This window comes from Bradyrhizobium sp. 63_E2_N1_3, from assembly GCF_052076005.1.
Taxonomy (GTDB): Bacteria; Pseudomonadota; Alphaproteobacteria; order Rhizobiales; family Xanthobacteraceae; genus Bradyrhizobium; species Bradyrhizobium barranii.
On record NZ_CP197235.1, the window covers coordinates 7,457,355 to 7,472,591 of the forward strand.

The following is a 15,237-nucleotide window of genomic DNA, read 5'->3' on the forward strand; positions in this document are numbered from 1 at the left end:
ACCTCTTGACGGGTCTCAGCGCTGGAAATCGGCGTCCCGATCGTCCTCGCCGTCGTTCATGTCGAAGGCGAAGCCGCCGCCACCGGCCGCCTTCACCGCGCGCGCCGGCCTCGCCTGCGGCTTCTTGGCCGGCCGCTCGACGGCCGCCATTGTCGCCGCCTTGGCGCGGAGCTGGGTGACCGCTCGGTCGATCGGCGCAGCGGCCTGGCTGCGTCCCTGCTCGATGCGGAAATAGGCGATCGTCGACTGAAGCTGCTCGGCCTGCGAGGCGAGCTCCTCGGAGGTCGAGGACACCTGCTCGGAGGCGCTGGCGTTCTGCTGGCCGACCTTGTCGAGCTGCTGGATCGCCTGGTTGATCTGGGCCGAGCCGACGTCCTGCTCGCGGCAGGCGGCGGTGATTTCCTCGACGAGCTCTGCCGTCCTCTTGATATCAGGGACGAGCCTGGAGAGCATATTGCCGGCCTCCTGCGCAACCTTGACGGTTTCAGTCGAGAGCGTGCCGATCTCGGCGGCGGCGGCCTGGCTGCGTTCGGCGAGCTTGCGCACTTCGGACGCAACCACGGCAAAGCCCTTGCCGTGCTCGCCGGCGCGCGCGGCCTCGACCGCGGCGTTGAGCGCGAGCAGGTCGGTCTGGCGCGCGATCTCCTGCACGATCGTGATCTTCTCTGCGATGGTCTGCATCGCGTTGACGGCGCGGCCGACCGCGGCGCCGCTGGCCTCGGCATCCTTGGCGGACTGCGCGGCGATCTTCTCGGTCTGGTTCGCGTTGTCGGCGTTCTGCTTCACGTTCGAGGCCATCTCTTCCATCGAAGAAGAAGCTTCCTCGGCGGACGAGGCCTGCTCGGTCGCGCCCTGCGAGAGCTGCTCGGCGCTGGCGGAGAGCTCCTGGCTGCCGGCGGAGACGTTCTGCGCCGCGGTCAGGGCTTCCGACACGATCTGACGGAGCTTCTCCACCATGCGCTCGAGCGCGAGGCCGAGCGTATCCTTGTCCGACAGCGGTTTGGCCTCGACCATGAGATCGCCCTGCGCGATCTGGTTGGCGAGCGCCGCCGTCGCGTTGAGGTTGACCGTCATCGCGTTCAGCGACTTGATGAGATCTCCGATCTCGTCATTGCTGGAGGACTCGATCTTGTGGCTGAGATCGCCGATCGCCACCGCATCAGCGAGGCCCACCGCCTGCGCCAGCGCACGGCTGATGTTCAGCGCAATCCAGGTCGCCGCGACCGCGGCGATCAGGAGCGAGGCAATGACCAGGCTCATCAGCAGCATCTCGGCGCGCGCACCGTCCTGCTTTGACTGCTCGGCCTGCTCAGCCATGTTCTTCTTGACATTCTTGATGTAGACATCGGCCGCTTCGATCGCGTCCGCAACGACCTTGCGGCCATCATGCATGGAGCGATCCAGGGCCTTCGGCTTGTCGGTCTTCGCAAGCCTGACCGTCTCGTCCTGATAGGCGTTGAGCTTGGCGAAGGCGACGTTGAAGACCTCCATCAGCTTCTTGCCGCTTTCGCTGGCGGCTGCGTAGATCTCGTCCTTCGACTTGGTGATCGCGTCGCGGTTCTTGATGAGGTCGGCCTGGAACTGCTCGTGTTCCGCATCGGACGCTGCGAGAATCGCGTTCTTCTCCGCGCGCACAAGGAACAGGATGCCTTCCTTCAGCTCGGCGGCCTTTTCCATCCGGCCCGCACGGCTGACCAGAAGCTCGGTGGTGCCGACCATGTCCGCCAGCTTCACATAGCCGACCGCGCCGGCGATCATGGACAGCAGGATGACGACGCCGAAGGCGCTGGCAAGCTTGGCTTTGACGGTGAATCTCATGTCAGTCTCGTTGGTTCGAATTGGGGTGCTTACGCTTGACCACGCTTCACGCTTGCAAATTCAGGCGGCGCGAGAGGTATCGCGCCCTTCCGGGATCTCGTCGTTCGCCATCAGCTTGGCGAGATCGAAGATGACGACGAATTTCTCGCCCTTGCGGCCGATCCCGGCGGCATAGTCGGACTGCCATTTTCCGCCGACCTCGGGGATGGGCTCGATCGCCTGCTCGTCGATATCGGTGACCTCGAACACGCAATCGGCGACGAAGCCGACGCCGACCAGGCGATCCTTCATCGGCACGTCGAGGATGATGATGCGGGTCGCTTCAGTCGCTTCCACGGCCGGCAGGCCGAGCTTGGTGCGGAGGTCGACGATGGGATAGCCGCTGCCGCGCACGTCGATCATGCCGAGCAGGAAATTCGGCGCATGCGGCAGCCGTGAGATCGGCCGCATGTCGAGAATTTCCCGGACATTGCGGATGCTGATGCCGAACGTCTCGCCGGCGAGCCCGAGCGTCAGATATTGCGAGGTTGCGGCCATGGTACGGTCCAGAGTCAGATTGTTTTCAAGTTGCGGTCAGCGCTGAAACTCGGCGTCGCGGTCGTCTTCGCCGTCATGCATGTCGAAGGCGAAGCCGCCGCCATTGGCGACCTTCAGCGCGCGCGCCGGCTTGCGGGCGGGCGCGGGCTTCTTGACGCCGCGGTCCGCTGCCGCCATGTGCGCGGCCTTGGCGCGGAGCTGGGTGACCGCACGGTCGATCGGCGCGGGCGCGGCAGCCTCGCCGCGGCCGGCATGCTCGATGCGGAAGAACGAGATGGTCGACTGAAGCTGCTCGGCCTGCGAGGCGAGCTCCTCGGATGTCGAGGACACCTGCTCGGAGGCGCTGGCGTTCTGCTGGCCGACCTTGTCGAGCTGCTGGATCGCCTGATTGATCTGGGCTGAGCCGACGTCCTGCTCGCGGCAGGCCGCCGTGATCTCCTGGACCAGCTCGGCAGTCTTCTTGATGTCGGGCACGAGCTTGGACAGCATGTCGCCGGCTTCCCGAGCGACCTTCACGGTTTCCGTCGACAGCGTACCGATGTCGGCCGCGGCCGCCTGGCTGCGTTCGGCGAGCTTGCGCACTTCGGACGCGACCACGGCAAAGCCCTTGCCATGCTCACCGGCGCGCGCGGCCTCGACCGCGGCGTTGAGGGCAAGCAGGTCGGTCTGGCGCGCGATCTCCTGCACGATCGTGATCTTCTCGGCGATGGTCTGCATCGCATTGACGGCGCGCCCGACGGCGACGCCGCTGGCTTCCGCGTCCTTGGCCGACTGCGCGGCGATCTTCTCGGTCTGGTTGGCGTTGTCGGCATTCTGCTTCACGTTCGAGGCCATCTCTTCCATCGAGGACGAGGCTTCCTCGGCCGACGAGGCCTGTTCGGTCGCGCCCTGCGACAGCTGCTCGGCACTGGCCGAAAGCTCCTGGCTTCCGGCCGAGACGTTCTGCGCCGCGGTGAGTGCTTCGGCGACGATCTGCTTGAGCTTCTCGACCATGGAGTTCAGCGAGGTAACAAGATCGCCGATCTCGTCGTTGCTTGTGACCTTGATCGACTGGCTGAGATCGCCATCGGCAACCGCGCCGGCGAGCCCGACGGCGCGGCCGAGACCGCGGGAGATGCTCAAGGAAATCCAGATCGCGGCGATCAGGCCGATGACAAGCGAAGCCAGCACGGCCGAGATCAGCAGGAGCTGGGCCCGGTTGCCGTCCTCGTGAGCCTGGGCCGCCTGAGCGGCCATGTTCTTCTTGACGTTGGTGACGTAGACGTTGGCGGCTTCCATGGCCTCGGCGACCGCCTTGCGGACCTCGGTCATGGAGCGCTCGGCGGCTTTCGCCTTGTCGGTCCGGGCGGTCTTGAGGGCGTCGTCCTGAACGGCGTTCATCCGCGCGTACGCGACGCCGAAATTCTCCATGAGTTTCTTGCCTTCGGGGGAAGCCGCGGCCTGGATCTCTTCCTTCAACTTCGAGAGCGTCTCGCGCTGCTTGGCGATTTCGGCGATAAAACGATCCGCCTCGCCTTCAGGCGCGAGAATGAGGTTCTTCTCGGCGCGAACCTGAAGCAGGATACCCTTCTCGATCTCCGCCGCACGGTCCATCCGGTTGGCACGCGACACCAGACTGTCGGCGGTGTCGATCATCTCGCTCAGTTTCACATAAGCGAGGCCGCCCGCCGCCATCGACAGCAATAGGACCACACCGAACGCGATGGCAAGCTTTGCCTTGACCGTGAATCTCATTTCCAGCCCCTACCCCAGTCTCGCCCCGAGACCTCATTTCAATTCAGGATGCGTTCCATGTTGGGAACGATGACAAACTCTTCTCGCCACTTGGCGATGAAACGGATGAACTCCGGCTTCCAGTGCATGCCGACGCGCGGCGTCTGCTGCACGTCGGTCTGCGATATCTCGGTGACCTCGTAGACCTTGTCGGCGGTGACGCCGACCAGGACCGGCTCGCCGTCGAGCGTGAGCTCGATGACGACGATGCGCGTGTCGGCCGAATTGTCGAGCTGCGGCATGCCGAAGCGGATGCGCAGGTCCGCAAGCGGAATGACGTTGCCGCGCACGTTGATGACGCTCGGAACGAAGGCCCGCGCGCCCGCCACCTTGGTCACCGGCACGGGATCGATGATCTCGCGCACGAGGCCTGCGTCGAGCGCGAACTTCTCCTCGCCGAGGCCGATCATTACGACCTGCATCGCGTCGGCGTGATGCTCGCCCGTCAAACCATCGTTCATCAGGCCGCCTCGCTGATATGCTGTTTCTCGACCTTCGACTGCGCCAGCGTGACGAGCTGCGCGACATCGAGGATCAGCGTCGCCGTGCCGTCACCCAAAATCGTCGCGCCGGAGAAGATCGTGACGTCGGAGTGCAGCTTGGAGAGCGACTTGATCACGGTCTGGTGGTTGCCGATGATCTGGTCCGCGACAAGACCGACGTGCGTCTCACCGGTCGAGATGATGATCGTCTTCTGGTGCCGGTCGGGCGTACCCGACGCAGTCATGATTTCGCGCAGCCTGAGGAAGGGCACGAGATTGCCTCGCACGTTGAGGAAGTTGCGGCCGCGGGAGCGCTCGTCCTCGGCGGTCAGCTCGATGCATTCCTCCACGGCCGACAACGGAATGATGTAGCGGCCCTCGCCGACACGGATCAAAAGACCCTCGATGATCGCAAGCGTCAGCGGCAGGCGCAGCGTCACCGTGGTGCCCTGGCCCGGCCGGGTCGACAGATCGATCGTGCCGCGCATGTTCTCGATGGTGCGCTTGACGACGTCCATGCCGACGCCGCGGCCCGACAGCGCCGAGATGGTCTGCGCGGTCGAGAAGCCCGGGTGGAACAGGAATTGGTGGATCTCGTGATCGGTCAGCACGGCGCCGGAGGCGATCAGCCCCTGCTCTTCCGCTTTCGCGCGGATGCGCGCGGTGTTGAGGCCGCCGCCATTGTCCTTCACGGTGACGAGCACCTGCGCACCGGAATGAACGGCCGCGAGCTCGATCCGGCCCTGCTCCGTCTTGCCGTTGGCGGAGCGGGTCGCGGTGTCTTCGATGCCATGGTCGATGGCGTTGCGGATCAGGTGAACCAGCGGATCGGCCAGGCACTCGATCATGGTCTTGTCGAGCTCGGTGTCCTCGCCCGTGGTGACGAATTCGACCGGCTTCGACAGGTCGCGCGACAAATCGTGCACCAGGCGGCGGAAGCGGCCGAACAGCGAGCCGATCGGTACCATGCGCGCGCCCATCGTGGTGTCGCGCAGGGAGGAGGCGAGGCGCTCGATTTCCTCGGCGATCATCTTGATCGAGAGATCCGAGCCGGACGAGGCGAGCTGCGTCAGCCGCGCCTGGGCGATGACGAGCTCGCCGACCCGGTCCATCAACTCGTCGAGACGCTCGGCCTGGACGCGGACGGTGGCGATGCCGCGATCGTCACGCTTGGCCTCGGGTTTCGGTTCAGACTTCGATTCAGGCTTGGCTTCCGGCTTCGGCTCTGCCTTGAGGAGGGGCTGCGCGGCGACGGGCGCGTCAGCGACCTCGACCGCCGGCGCGGCCATCTCGGCCACGGGAGCCGGCTCTTCGTCGAGGAGCTGGAACAACGGCAGCGGCGCGGGCGCTTCAACCTGCTCAAGCGGCGAGAGCGTCAGCTTCATCTCGTCCTGGACGAACATGAAGACGTCGTCGATCGCGTCCTTGTCGCAGGCGGCGTGCAGCTTGACGTCCCACTTCAGATAGCAATCTTCCGGCTCCATCTCGTCGAGGAACGGGATGCCGTCGGTCACGGGCACGACGAAGCACGGGCCGAGCTTGCAAAGGTCTTCCAGCAGATCGAGCGGGTTCGAGCCGTTGCGCAGGATGTGGGATTCAAATTCCAGATACAGGTGCCAGCCGGCCTGCTTGCTTTCACCGGGGGCCAGCGGCGGCGCTTCGGCGATTTCGGCGACGGGCGCGGCGGACTGGTCGGGAAACACGAAGCGCTTGAGGTCGTCGAGGATGGCCTCGCCGATGATGTCGTCGGTCGACTGCGGATCCTCGATCAGCGCGCGGATATAGTCCTTGGCCGCAAGCGCGACCGAGATCAGCTCCTGCGTCGGCTTGATCTCGCCCTTGCGGACGCGGTCGAACGCGGTCTCGAATTCGTGGGTAAAGGAGGCGACCTTGTCGAAGCCGAACATGGCGCCCGAGCCCTTGATCGTATGCAGGGCGCGGAAGGCGGAATCGACCAACTCGCGGTCGTCGGGACGCTGGCCGAGATCGAGCAGGGCCCCTTCCAGGACCTCGAACAACTCGCTGGCTTCCTGGCGAAAGACCTCTGTCGGGTCCATCGCGTTCATGCACGCACCAGCTTGCCGACCACGGCGAGCAGCTGCTCCGGCTTGAACGGCTTGGTAATCCAGCCGGTGGCGCCGGCGCTCTTGGCTTCCTGCTTCACCGTGTCGTTGGATTCGGTGGTCAGGAACACGATGGGCATGCCGACCGCGCTCGGCAGCTTGCGCAGCGCCCGGATCAGCTCCAGCCCGTTCATGACGGGCATATTGAGGTCGGTGATGACGAGGTCGAGCTTGCCGGCCTGCGCCTTGGCGAGCCCTTGTGCGCCGTCGCCGGCCTCGATCACGTTGTGACCGGCCGGCTCGAGCACGACCTTGATCATCTGACGGATGCTGGGGGAATCGTCGACCGTGAGAATCGTGGCCATCAGGTGCCATCTTTCTTTTGCGGGAAGTGCTGATCGATCATCGCATCGCTGGCGAAGCCGGCGCGGCGAAGGGTGTTGCGCAGAGACTGGGAGAACGATGTGAGCACCACCGGGCGGCCTTGGGCCTCGCCCGTCTTGGCGGTCGACAGCAGAAGCTGGATCGAGGTTACGTCGGCCTTGTCGACGCTCGAACAATCGATCTCGAGCCGGTCCTGCCGGCCGAAAGCTTCGCGGATCAGGTCATAGACACTGCGGATCGCAGCGATGCTGCAATCTGCAGGCAGCCGTAGGGACCACTTCGGCTCAGTGACGTCAGACGGCATTCGTCCCCCAGATTTCCTCGGGATTCGCTGCACGCATGACGCGAATCTCGCGCGACGACTATTCGCTTGGGAGAGTGTGCAAACCCCTAATGGGCATCACCGTACAACTACGGGTCACAAACCGAAGAACTTCGCGCATGCATGCAGGCGTGCATGGTTCGCTCAATTCGCATGCGCTGTGCGCAGTCTTGAGTCAGTTCGCAGCAGCCCGGGCGTTTGCTCCGCGTTAAATCGCAAAGACTATTCGTGGAGGTCACGCCTCGCATCCGAACGAGACCGGCCGCCGATGCTGACCCAAGCGCTTCTCGTTGATGACAGCCGCTCTGTCCTCAATTTCCTGAAACGTCATATCGAAGCCGAAGGCCTGGTCGAGGCCACGACGTTCCTCGATCCCGTCGAGGCGCTGGCTTGCGCACGCGAGCGCGTCTTCGACCTCGTGCTGGTCGACTACGAGATGCCGCATATGGACGGCATCAGCTTTATCCGCGCCTTCCGCACCCTGCCCGGCTGCGCCGACATCCCGATCGCAATGATCACGTCGCGACAGACCGATGACGTCAAGATGGAAGCGCTGCAGGTTGGTGCAACCGATTTCTTACCGAAACAGCCACAGAGCCTCGAGATGACGGTGCGCCTGCGCAACTTGGTGCGCCTTGGTGCAGCCGTGCGCAAGCAGAACGACCGTGCCGCCGATCTGGCGAGCGCGGTCGCGGCCGCGACCCAGAAGCTCGGCGAGCGCGAGGAGGAGATCATCCTGCGGCTCGCGCTTGCGGTCGAATACCGCGACAACGACACCGGCGAGCACACGCTGCGGGTCGCCCGCTACAGCCGCATCATCGCCGAGCAGCTCGGCCTGCCGCCCCGGCTCTGCCGCGACATCTATCTGGCCGCGCCCCTGCACGACGTCGGCAAGGTCGCCATCCCCGACCATATCCTCCTCAAGCCCGGCAGGCTCACCGACGATGAGATGGCGGTGATCCGCACCCATGCGACGATCGGCGAAAAGATCCTGGCGGACTCCAGCTGCGAGCTGATCCAGCTCGGTGCGCAAATTGCCGCAGGCCATCACGAACGCTGGGATGGCGCGGGCTATCCGAACGGCCTTCAGGCAGACGAGATCCCGGTCGCCGCACGCGTCGTCGCGGTCGCCGACGTCTTCGACGCCCTGACGACGCGCCGGCCATATAAAGAGCCGATGCCGCTCGACGTGGCGCGCGACTATCTGGTCGAGAACCAGGGCCGGCAGTTCGACCCGGCCTGCGTCGAGGCCTTCCTGTCGCGCTGGGACGAGGTCGTGGAAATCGCCGCCGGTCAGCAGGCGACGCCGTATCAGAAGACCGAAGCCCCTCTCGCGCCCATTATAGAGTGTGCGGCAGAGAGCCCTGCGGTCGAGGACCGGTTGCCTGAGCCCGTCCCGGCCGCCTGACATGATCCATCCGGCAAATAGCTTGCCGCGGCTTCGCTTCTCCGGTCGCAGGTTTGAACCTGTTCCTGCTAGAGTGCACCAACAACCAAGAGTGATTCCGGTCACATTTGTCTGGACGCGCCGCTGCTAAGCATCGGACCAGGACGGGGACCGGCGATTTATCGGTCGAATTGGATGAGAATTCCCATGAGAAGCCTGATCAGCGCTGGTGTCGGCGCGTTCTGTCTTGCGGCCCCCGCTTTGGCGGAGACCCCTGCCGCGATCGTCGAGGACGTCCAGGGCAAGGTCGATGGCATCGCGTTCATGGACTATGTCGCGCCCGGCAAGATCATCAAGCTCGGGCCCAAGGCCAGCATCACGCTCAGCTACCTCAAATCCTGCCAGCGCGAGACCATCAGCGAAGGCGTCGTCCTGGTCGGCGCCGAGCAGAGCACCGTGCAGCTCGGCGAGGTCAAGCGCGAGAAGGTGCCCTGCGATACCAATGCAGCAAAACTGTCCGAGCGCGAGGCCAACCAGAGCGCCGCAACGACCTTCCGCACCATGCGATCGGACGTCAAGGGAGCGCCGCCGGCCAAGCTGCCGACGCTCTATGGCGTCGCCCCGCTGATACAGGCCAAGAGCGGCAGCACGCTGGTGATCGAACGTACCGACGGCAAGGAGCCCACGATCAGCGTGCCGCTCAAGAGCGAGATCATGGTCGGCGGCAAGTTCTACGACTTTGCCAAGGCCGGAAAGACACTGACCCCGGGCGGCAGCTATCTCGCCATCCTTGGCGCCAAGCGCTACGCCTTCCAGGTCGATGCCAGCGCCACGTCATCGCCGACGCCGATCGTCGGTCGGCTGCTGCGGCTCGAATAGGCGGTCTGCGACGGGGCGATGCGGCGGATCGGGGGACGGGACATCGTTGCGGCCATCCTGATTGCGCTCGTTGCGGGCGCGATCTTCACGTCCCCGCCGCTTCAGACACTGCAAGGTCTCTCGCTCGATATCCTCACCGCGATGCGCGGCAAGCTGGTCGGCGACCACCGTGATCCCGCAACATCGCCGGTCGTCGTGGTTGCGATCGACGGGGAGACCTACGACACTCCCCCTTTCAAGGGATCGCCGACCCAGACCTGGACGCGCGAGATCGGCCGGGTGCTCGGAAGCATCACCGAAGGCGGCGCCAAGGTCATCGGCTTCGACGTGATCTTTCCAAGCTCGATCGAGCAATCGGAGATTCCGTTCGGCGATGCGTCGTTCGGCAGCCGCTTGAAGGGCTTTGACCGGGACTACCTCATCGCACTCCGGCAACTCTCCGACGGCGGCAAGCTGGTGCTTGGCGAGATCCTCAGCAATGACCATCCGGACGTACCCTACCCCGCACAACGACTTGCGGTGAAAAACAATGTCCGCGCCCTCAACGTGCATACCGACACCGATGATGTGATCCGGCGGATGCCGCTGAGCTTTGCCATCGACGGCAAGCCTGTCCCTGCGATGGCGGTCGAACTCGCCGCGCGTGCGCTCGGCACGACGCCCGGGAACGGACCATCCGGCGCGATGCAGCTGCCCGGCTACACGATCCCGAGCGCGGTCCCCAACACGTTGACGCTCAACTACCGTGGCATGGGCCGCGACGTCCCGGCCTATTCTTTCGCCGACCTGCGTGCCTGCGTCGAGAAAGGCGACCGCGATTTCTTCCGCCGCGCCTTCGACGGCAAGGTTGTGCTGCTCGGCACCGTCCTGAACTTCGAGGACCGCAAGCTCACCTCGATGCGGCTTTCCGGCGGATATGACGGCTCGCCCGCACCGCGTTGCGCCCTGCCCGCCCCGGCCGGCACCGCGCAGAAGGCCCGCAGCGACATCGCCGGCGTGTTCGTGCATGCTACCGTCGTGCGAAACCTGATCGAGCGCGACGCCGTGACGGAGCTCGGCTTTCCGGCGCGGACCGTCCTCACGATTGCGTTCGCGGCGATCATCGCCTGCGCGGCCTGCATGCTCGCACCCGGCGGCGCGGTGATCGCCTGGCTCGCCCTCACCGCCGTTTACGCCGCCGTGGCGGTCGGCGCGTTCGTGCATGCCCTGGCGCTGCCCTTGACAGAGCCCGCGCTCGCGAGCCTGGCGGCGCTCGCGATGATGATCGGCTACCGCTTCATGCTGGCCGATCGCGACGAGCGTTTTCTGCGCAAGAGCTTCGCCTTTTATCTCGCGCCCGAAGTGATCAACACCATGGTTGCCTCCGGCAAGATGCCGGCGCTCGGCGGCGAGATGCGCAACGTCACCATGTTCTTCTCCGACCTCAGCGGCTTCTCCTCGATCGCAGAGACGATGACGCCGGGCGAGCTGGTGACCCTGATGAACGAATATCTCTCGGCCATGACCGACATCATCGAGAGCCATGGCGGCTATGTCGACAAATATATCGGCGATTCCATCGTCGCGATGTTCGGCGCGCCGGCCGACGATCCGGCCCACGCGCGCAACGCGGTTCACGCCGCGCTGAAGTGCCACGAGAAGCTCGCGGAATTGAACGCCAGCAATCCCGCCTTCGCAGGCCACGGCCTGTCGCACCGCATCGGGCTCAACAGCGGCGAAGCCGTGGTCGGCAATATCGGCTCGCGCCGCCGTTTCAACTACACCGTGATGAGCGACACCGTGAACGTCGCCTCGCGCCTCGAGGGCGCCAACAAATATTACGGCACCGCCATCATGGCCTCGGAAACGACGATGGCGCAGACCGGCGACACTTTCGCCTGGCGTGAGCTCGATGCGATCAGGGTGCTCGGCCGCGGCGAGGCGATCCAGGTGTTCGAGCCGCTCGCGGACAAGGGCGCGGAGAGCGCCGAGCAGACGAAGGTGGCCACAGCGTATGCGGAGGGGCTGGCGTGCTGGCGGGCAAGGGAGTTTGCGAAGGCGGCCGAGGCGTTCGACGGCGTCGCGAAGATCGACCCGGCGTCGGCGCTGTTCGCCAAGCGCGCAAAAGCCCTCGCCGCAAATCCACCATCGCCAGAGTGGACGCCAGTCAATACGCTGGAAGGAAAGTAGCGGTTGTTTACTCTTCGTCAGAAGGCTCAAGGAATGACGTTCGCGGCACGCAACCTGCTGAAGAGATCGAAAAAACTGTCGTCCGTCGCCTGATATTCAAGGAAACCGAGCTTACGGCTCTTGCTCATATCGGTGACGACTTCGATAGGTCGGCCCAAGTCGGCATCGGTGTGCCATGCCGACGAAAGGACGGAGAGGTCTCTTTCGACGAGATCATACTTGAGCGCGATATCAGCCCATATACGACCTGAATCGGCAAGCTGACGCTCAAGCGGCGAAATTTCCTCTGGAAAGGGGGCAGGCTGCAACCCGAACCAGCCGGCCAGTCGCGCCCACATCCAGCTCCATCGGAAGACATCGCCATTTACGACGTTGAATGCCTGGTCTCGCGCGACCGTCGTCGTCGCGGCCCATTCCAGGTGCCGCGCCAGCAATCTGGCATCCGTCATATCCGTCAAGCCGGTCCATTGCATCGCCGAGCCTGGAAAGAGAAATGGCCGCCCCGTTTCTCGACAGATCGTCGCGTAGACGGCAAGCGTCGTTCCCATGTTCATGGCGTTGCCTATCGCATAACCGATGATCGTGTGCGGGCGGTGAATGCTCCAGCTGAAACCACCGCGCCTGGCCGCATCGAATAGTTCGTCCTCCTGAGCGTAGTAGAAGTTCTCGACATCGAGCCGCGGTTGCTCCTCGCGGAATGGCGTCGCGGGCAGCCTGCCTTTACCGTAGGACTCGAACGGTCCCAGGTAATGCTTTAGCCCGGTGACCAGCGCGACATGAGAAAGCGTATCTGCGCCGGAAAGTGCCCCCAGCACGTTGCGCACCATCGCAGCGTTAACGCGGATATTTTCCGCCTCGGTTGGCTGACGTAGCCATGTGGCGAGAAACACGTGAGTGGGACGAAGGCTCGCCAGGATGTCGCGAAGCGAGGCCGGATCCTGCAGATCGGCCGCGATGGGACGAACACCATCGAGGCCGCTTGGTGGGCGCCTTGCGAGCCCAAGCACCTGCCAGCCGCGATCGCTGAGATGGCGGGCGAGATTGCTGCCGACAATACCGCTGGCGCCGACCACAAGCGCTGTGTTCGTCATCGCTACGCCCTCCTGTTCGGTTGAGGAGGTAGGAACGATCGCACGAGGCAACAGAGCATTTCGGCGTCCGTCACCACTTATTGAAAGGGAACCGGCCTGACAGGCGAACTCGCCTCGTGCCGCGAGGAGAGCTCCCCTTTGGAGCGGCAACGTCAGCTGAGCGGTCACAAACCGTCGCTAAAACGGCAATCCCACATAATTCTCCGCGAGCAGCCGCTGCGCCGTCTCGGACGAGAGCAGGTACTCGAGCTCCGTCTGCTGAAGCCGGTCCTCGTATTCGGAACGGTCGGGAAAACGATGCAGCAGCATCGTCATCCACCACGAAAAACGCTGCGCTTTCCATATCCGCGCAAGCGCCTTGGCGGAATAGCCCGCAAGGCCGGAATCGTCGCCGTGCTGATAATGCGCAAGCATGGCGTGGTAGAGATAGTAGATGTCGGAGGCGGCGCTGTTGAGCCCGCGCGCGCCGGTCGGTGGCACGATGTGGGCGGCATCGCCGGCGAGGAACAGGCGGCCGTAGCTCATCGGCTCGGCGACGAAGCTGCGCAGGGGCGCGATGCTCTTCTCGATCGAGGGCCCGGTGATCAGGTGGCCGGCGACCTCGTCCGGCAGGCGACGCTTCAGCTCCGTCCAGAACGCATCGTCGCTCCAGTCCTCCACCTTGTCGGTCAACGGCACCTGGACGTAGTAGCGGCTCAGCACTTGTGAGCGCAGCGAGCAGAGCGCAAAGCCGCGTTCATGCTTCACATAGATCAGCTCGGGCGACACCGGTTTCGTGCGCGACAGCACGCCGAGCCAGCCGAACGGATAGACCTTCTCGTATTCGCGCAGCACGTCCTTCGGGATGGACCTGCGGCTGACGCCGTGAAAGCCGTCGGCGCCAACGACGTAGTCGCAATCGATGCGGACGATCTCGTCGATCGATCGATAGGTCACGTAGGGCCGGTCCGACGTCAGATCGTGTGGCGTCACGTCCTCGGCGTTGTGCACGACCTTGCCGCCGAGGCGATCGCGCGCCTCGTAGAGGTCGCGCGTCAGCTCGGTCTGGCCGTAGACCAGCACCGAATTGCCGCCGGAATGCTTGTGCAGGTCGATGTGGGAGAGCACGCCGTCATGCGCGATCTCGAAACCGTTGTGGATCTCGCCCTCGCGGTCCATCCGCTCGCCGCACTGCGCCTCGCGCATCAACCTGGCGAAGCCGTGCTCGAGCACGCCGGCACGGATGCGGGCGAGAACGTGGTCGCGGCTGTATTTCTCCAGCACGACCGTATCGATGCCCTTCAGGTGCAGAAGCTGGGACAACAGCAGCCCGGACGGCCCACCGCCGATGATGCAGACCTGAACTTTCATTTTTACGTCCTCCCGTCGCTGCGTTTTTTGCAGATCCGCCGCCGCAAACCGATGGAGGGTTTCGTCTTTGTCTTGTACTATTCGAACATGAAAAGCGCAGCCTCAGCCCCGGCAATCCGGGTCTACAACCTCTTCGGCGAGTCCGGCGATCTGCCCGACGTCGTGCATTGCGAGACGATCGCGTCACGCTCGGTGCTGCACGACTGGACGCTGGCCGTGCACCGCCATGCCCGGCTGCACCAGGTGCTGCTGATCGAGCGCGGTGGTGGCGAGGCGACGCTCGACGGGCGCGTGGTGCCGCTCCGGCCAATGCAGGTCGTCAATGTGCCGGTCGGCCATGTCCACGGCTTCCGCTTCGAGCCCGATACCCAGGGCTGGGTGCTGACCATCGCTGCGGAAATTCTGGACGAGGCACTGCTTGCCTCGGAAGGACTGCGCGGCGCCCTGTCCCGATCGGCCGTGGTGCGCGGCACGCCGCAGATCCGCACCACCATGAAGCAGATCTTCGCCGAGCACGCCGCGCGCGATTTCGGCCGCGCGCACGTGCTGCGTGCACTGTCGGCGGCCATGATCGGGCTGGTGGCCCGCGCGCTCACCAGCGAGAGCGGCGGCAACGGCACGGCGGAAAGCGGGTTGTTCCGCCGCTTCGAGGCGCTGTTGGAACAGCATCATCTGGAACGCTGGAGCGTTGCGGACTATGCCGGCGCGCTGTCGATCACGCCGACCCATCTCAACCGGCTGACGCGGGCGGCGACCGGCGACACCGCCTCCCACCTGATCCTCAACCGGCTGATCCGCGAGGCGCGTCGCAACCTCGTCTACACCAATTTGCCGGTCTCGACGATCGCCTACGCGCTCGGCTTCGAGGATCCCGCCTATTTCAGCCGCGTCTATGCCGCGGCCACGGGCCTGTCGCCGCGCGCCTTTCGCGCCCAACTCCATGGCGGCGAGGCTTGAGGCCATCCCACGTCGATGATCCGGT

At 64.7% G+C, this 15,237-nt stretch carries 13 protein-coding genes; 4 read left to right on the forward strand and 9 right to left on the reverse strand.

Annotated elements, in window-relative coordinates:
• Positions 1 to 15 precede the first annotated feature (15 nt).
• Genes AB7531_RS35405 through AB7531_RS35435 form a run of 7 tightly spaced genes read right to left on the reverse strand, consistent with a single transcriptional unit; the run spans position 16 to position 7,361 of the window.
• Positions 16 to 1,818 carry a methyl-accepting chemotaxis protein gene (locus AB7531_RS35405; protein ID WP_063985240.1) on the reverse strand — a complete coding sequence of 601 codons (1,803 nt, stop codon included), beginning with the start codon at positions 1,816 to 1,818 and terminating at the stop codon, positions 16 to 18.
• A gap of 60 nt (positions 1,819 to 1,878) precedes the next feature.
• Positions 1,879 to 2,355: a chemotaxis protein CheW gene (locus AB7531_RS35410; RefSeq protein ID WP_063985241.1), complete on the reverse strand. Its 477-nt coding sequence runs from the start codon at positions 2,353 to 2,355 to the stop codon at positions 1,879 to 1,881.
• A 36-nt stretch (positions 2,356 to 2,391) separates the two neighbouring features.
• Positions 2,392 to 4,089, reverse strand: a complete 1,698-nt coding sequence (locus tag AB7531_RS35415) for a methyl-accepting chemotaxis protein (RefSeq protein ID WP_063985242.1) — start codon at positions 4,087 to 4,089, stop codon at positions 2,392 to 2,394.
• A gap of 38 nt (positions 4,090 to 4,127) precedes the next feature.
• Entirely contained in the window at positions 4,128 to 4,589 is a 462-nt protein-coding gene (locus tag AB7531_RS35420; protein ID WP_166350025.1) for a chemotaxis protein CheW, read from the reverse strand.
• The gene (locus AB7531_RS35425) at positions 4,589 to 6,676 is read right to left on the reverse strand and encodes a chemotaxis protein CheA (protein WP_063985244.1); all 2,088 of its coding nucleotides are present in this window, start codon (positions 6,674 to 6,676) and stop codon (positions 4,589 to 4,591) included. Before AB7531_RS35425 ends, AB7531_RS35420 begins: the two co-directional genes overlap by 1 nt.
• Positions 6,673 to 7,038 carry a response regulator gene (locus tag AB7531_RS35430; RefSeq protein ID WP_008142319.1) on the reverse strand — a complete coding sequence of 122 codons (366 nt, stop codon included), beginning with the start codon at positions 7,036 to 7,038 and terminating at the stop codon, positions 6,673 to 6,675. Before AB7531_RS35430 ends, AB7531_RS35425 begins: the two co-directional genes overlap by 4 nt.
• Positions 7,038 to 7,361 (reverse strand): STAS domain-containing protein, encoded by a 324-nt coding sequence (locus AB7531_RS35435; RefSeq protein WP_063985245.1) that lies wholly within the window; start codon positions 7,359 to 7,361, stop codon positions 7,038 to 7,040. Before AB7531_RS35435 ends, AB7531_RS35430 begins: the two co-directional genes overlap by 1 nt.
• Before the next feature lie 286 nt (positions 7,362 to 7,647).
• Here AB7531_RS35435 and AB7531_RS35440 point away from each other — a divergent pair, with 286 nt between their 5' ends.
• The 3 genes from AB7531_RS35440 (at position 7,648) to AB7531_RS35450 (ending at position 11,814) form a co-directional block, all read left to right on the forward strand.
• Positions 7,648 to 8,787: a response regulator gene (locus AB7531_RS35440; RefSeq protein WP_063985246.1), complete on the forward strand. Its 1,140-nt coding sequence runs from the start codon at positions 7,648 to 7,650 to the stop codon at positions 8,785 to 8,787.
• A gap of 186 nt (positions 8,788 to 8,973) precedes the next feature.
• Entirely contained in the window at positions 8,974 to 9,645 is a 672-nt protein-coding gene (locus AB7531_RS35445; protein ID WP_283018482.1) for a hypothetical protein, read from the forward strand.
• A gap of 18 nt (positions 9,646 to 9,663) precedes the next feature.
• Positions 9,664 to 11,814 (forward strand): adenylate/guanylate cyclase domain-containing protein, encoded by a 2,151-nt coding sequence (locus tag AB7531_RS35450; protein WP_063985248.1) that lies wholly within the window; start codon positions 9,664 to 9,666, stop codon positions 11,812 to 11,814.
• 26 nt (positions 11,815 to 11,840) lie between these two features.
• On the opposite strand, the gene AB7531_RS35455 is transcribed toward AB7531_RS35450, so the two are convergent.
• Both AB7531_RS35455 and pobA read right to left on the reverse strand, forming a co-directional pair.
• Complete coding sequence (locus AB7531_RS35455; protein ID WP_063985249.1) at positions 11,841 to 12,905, reverse strand: SDR family oxidoreductase; 1,065 nt, start codon at positions 12,903 to 12,905, stop codon at positions 11,841 to 11,843.
• Positions 12,906 to 13,082: 177 nt separating this feature from the next.
• Entirely contained in the window at positions 13,083 to 14,255 is a 1,173-nt protein-coding gene (gene pobA / locus AB7531_RS35460; RefSeq protein ID WP_441280243.1) for a 4-hydroxybenzoate 3-monooxygenase, read from the reverse strand.
• Positions 14,256 to 14,306: 51 nt separating this feature from the next.
• Between pobA and AB7531_RS35465 the strand changes: the two genes are divergently transcribed.
• Entirely contained in the window at positions 14,307 to 15,212 is a 906-nt protein-coding gene (locus AB7531_RS35465; protein WP_063986646.1) for a helix-turn-helix domain-containing protein, read from the forward strand.
• Positions 15,213 to 15,237: the final 25 nt, after the last annotated feature.

Bases quoted from the DNA above. Each gene is read 5' to 3' on its own strand.
- AB7531_RS35405 (WP_063985240.1), bottom strand. From the start codon at position 1,818: ATGAGATTCACCGTCAAAGCCAAGCTTGCCAGCGCCTTCGGCGTCGTC.
- AB7531_RS35410 (WP_063985241.1), bottom strand. From the start codon at position 2,355: ATGGCCGCAACCTCGCAATATCTGACGCTCGGGCTCGCCGGCGAGACG.
- AB7531_RS35415 (WP_063985242.1), bottom strand. From the start codon at position 4,089: ATGAGATTCACGGTCAAGGCAAAGCTTGCCATCGCGTTCGGTGTGGTC.
- AB7531_RS35420 (WP_166350025.1), bottom strand. From the start codon at position 4,589: ATGAACGATGGTTTGACGGGCGAGCATCACGCCGACGCGATGCAGGTC.
- AB7531_RS35425 (WP_063985244.1), bottom strand. From the start codon at position 6,676: ATGAACGCGATGGACCCGACAGAGGTCTTTCGCCAGGAAGCCAGCGAG.
- AB7531_RS35430 (WP_008142319.1), bottom strand. From the start codon at position 7,038: ATGGCCACGATTCTCACGGTCGACGATTCCCCCAGCATCCGTCAGATG.
- AB7531_RS35435 (WP_063985245.1), bottom strand. From the start codon at position 7,361: ATGCCGTCTGACGTCACTGAGCCGAAGTGGTCCCTACGGCTGCCTGCA.
- AB7531_RS35440 (WP_063985246.1), top strand. From the start codon at position 7,648: ATGCTGACCCAAGCGCTTCTCGTTGATGACAGCCGCTCTGTCCTCAAT.
- AB7531_RS35445 (WP_283018482.1), top strand. From the start codon at position 8,974: ATGAGAAGCCTGATCAGCGCTGGTGTCGGCGCGTTCTGTCTTGCGGCC.
- AB7531_RS35450 (WP_063985248.1), top strand. From the start codon at position 9,664: ATGCGGCGGATCGGGGGACGGGACATCGTTGCGGCCATCCTGATTGCG.
- AB7531_RS35455 (WP_063985249.1), bottom strand. From the start codon at position 12,905: ATGACGAACACAGCGCTTGTGGTCGGCGCCAGCGGTATTGTCGGCAGC.
- pobA (WP_441280243.1), bottom strand. From the start codon at position 14,255: ATGAAAGTTCAGGTCTGCATCATCGGCGGTGGGCCGTCCGGGCTGCTG.
- AB7531_RS35465 (WP_063986646.1), top strand. From the start codon at position 14,307: ATGGAGGGTTTCGTCTTTGTCTTGTACTATTCGAACATGAAAAGCGCA.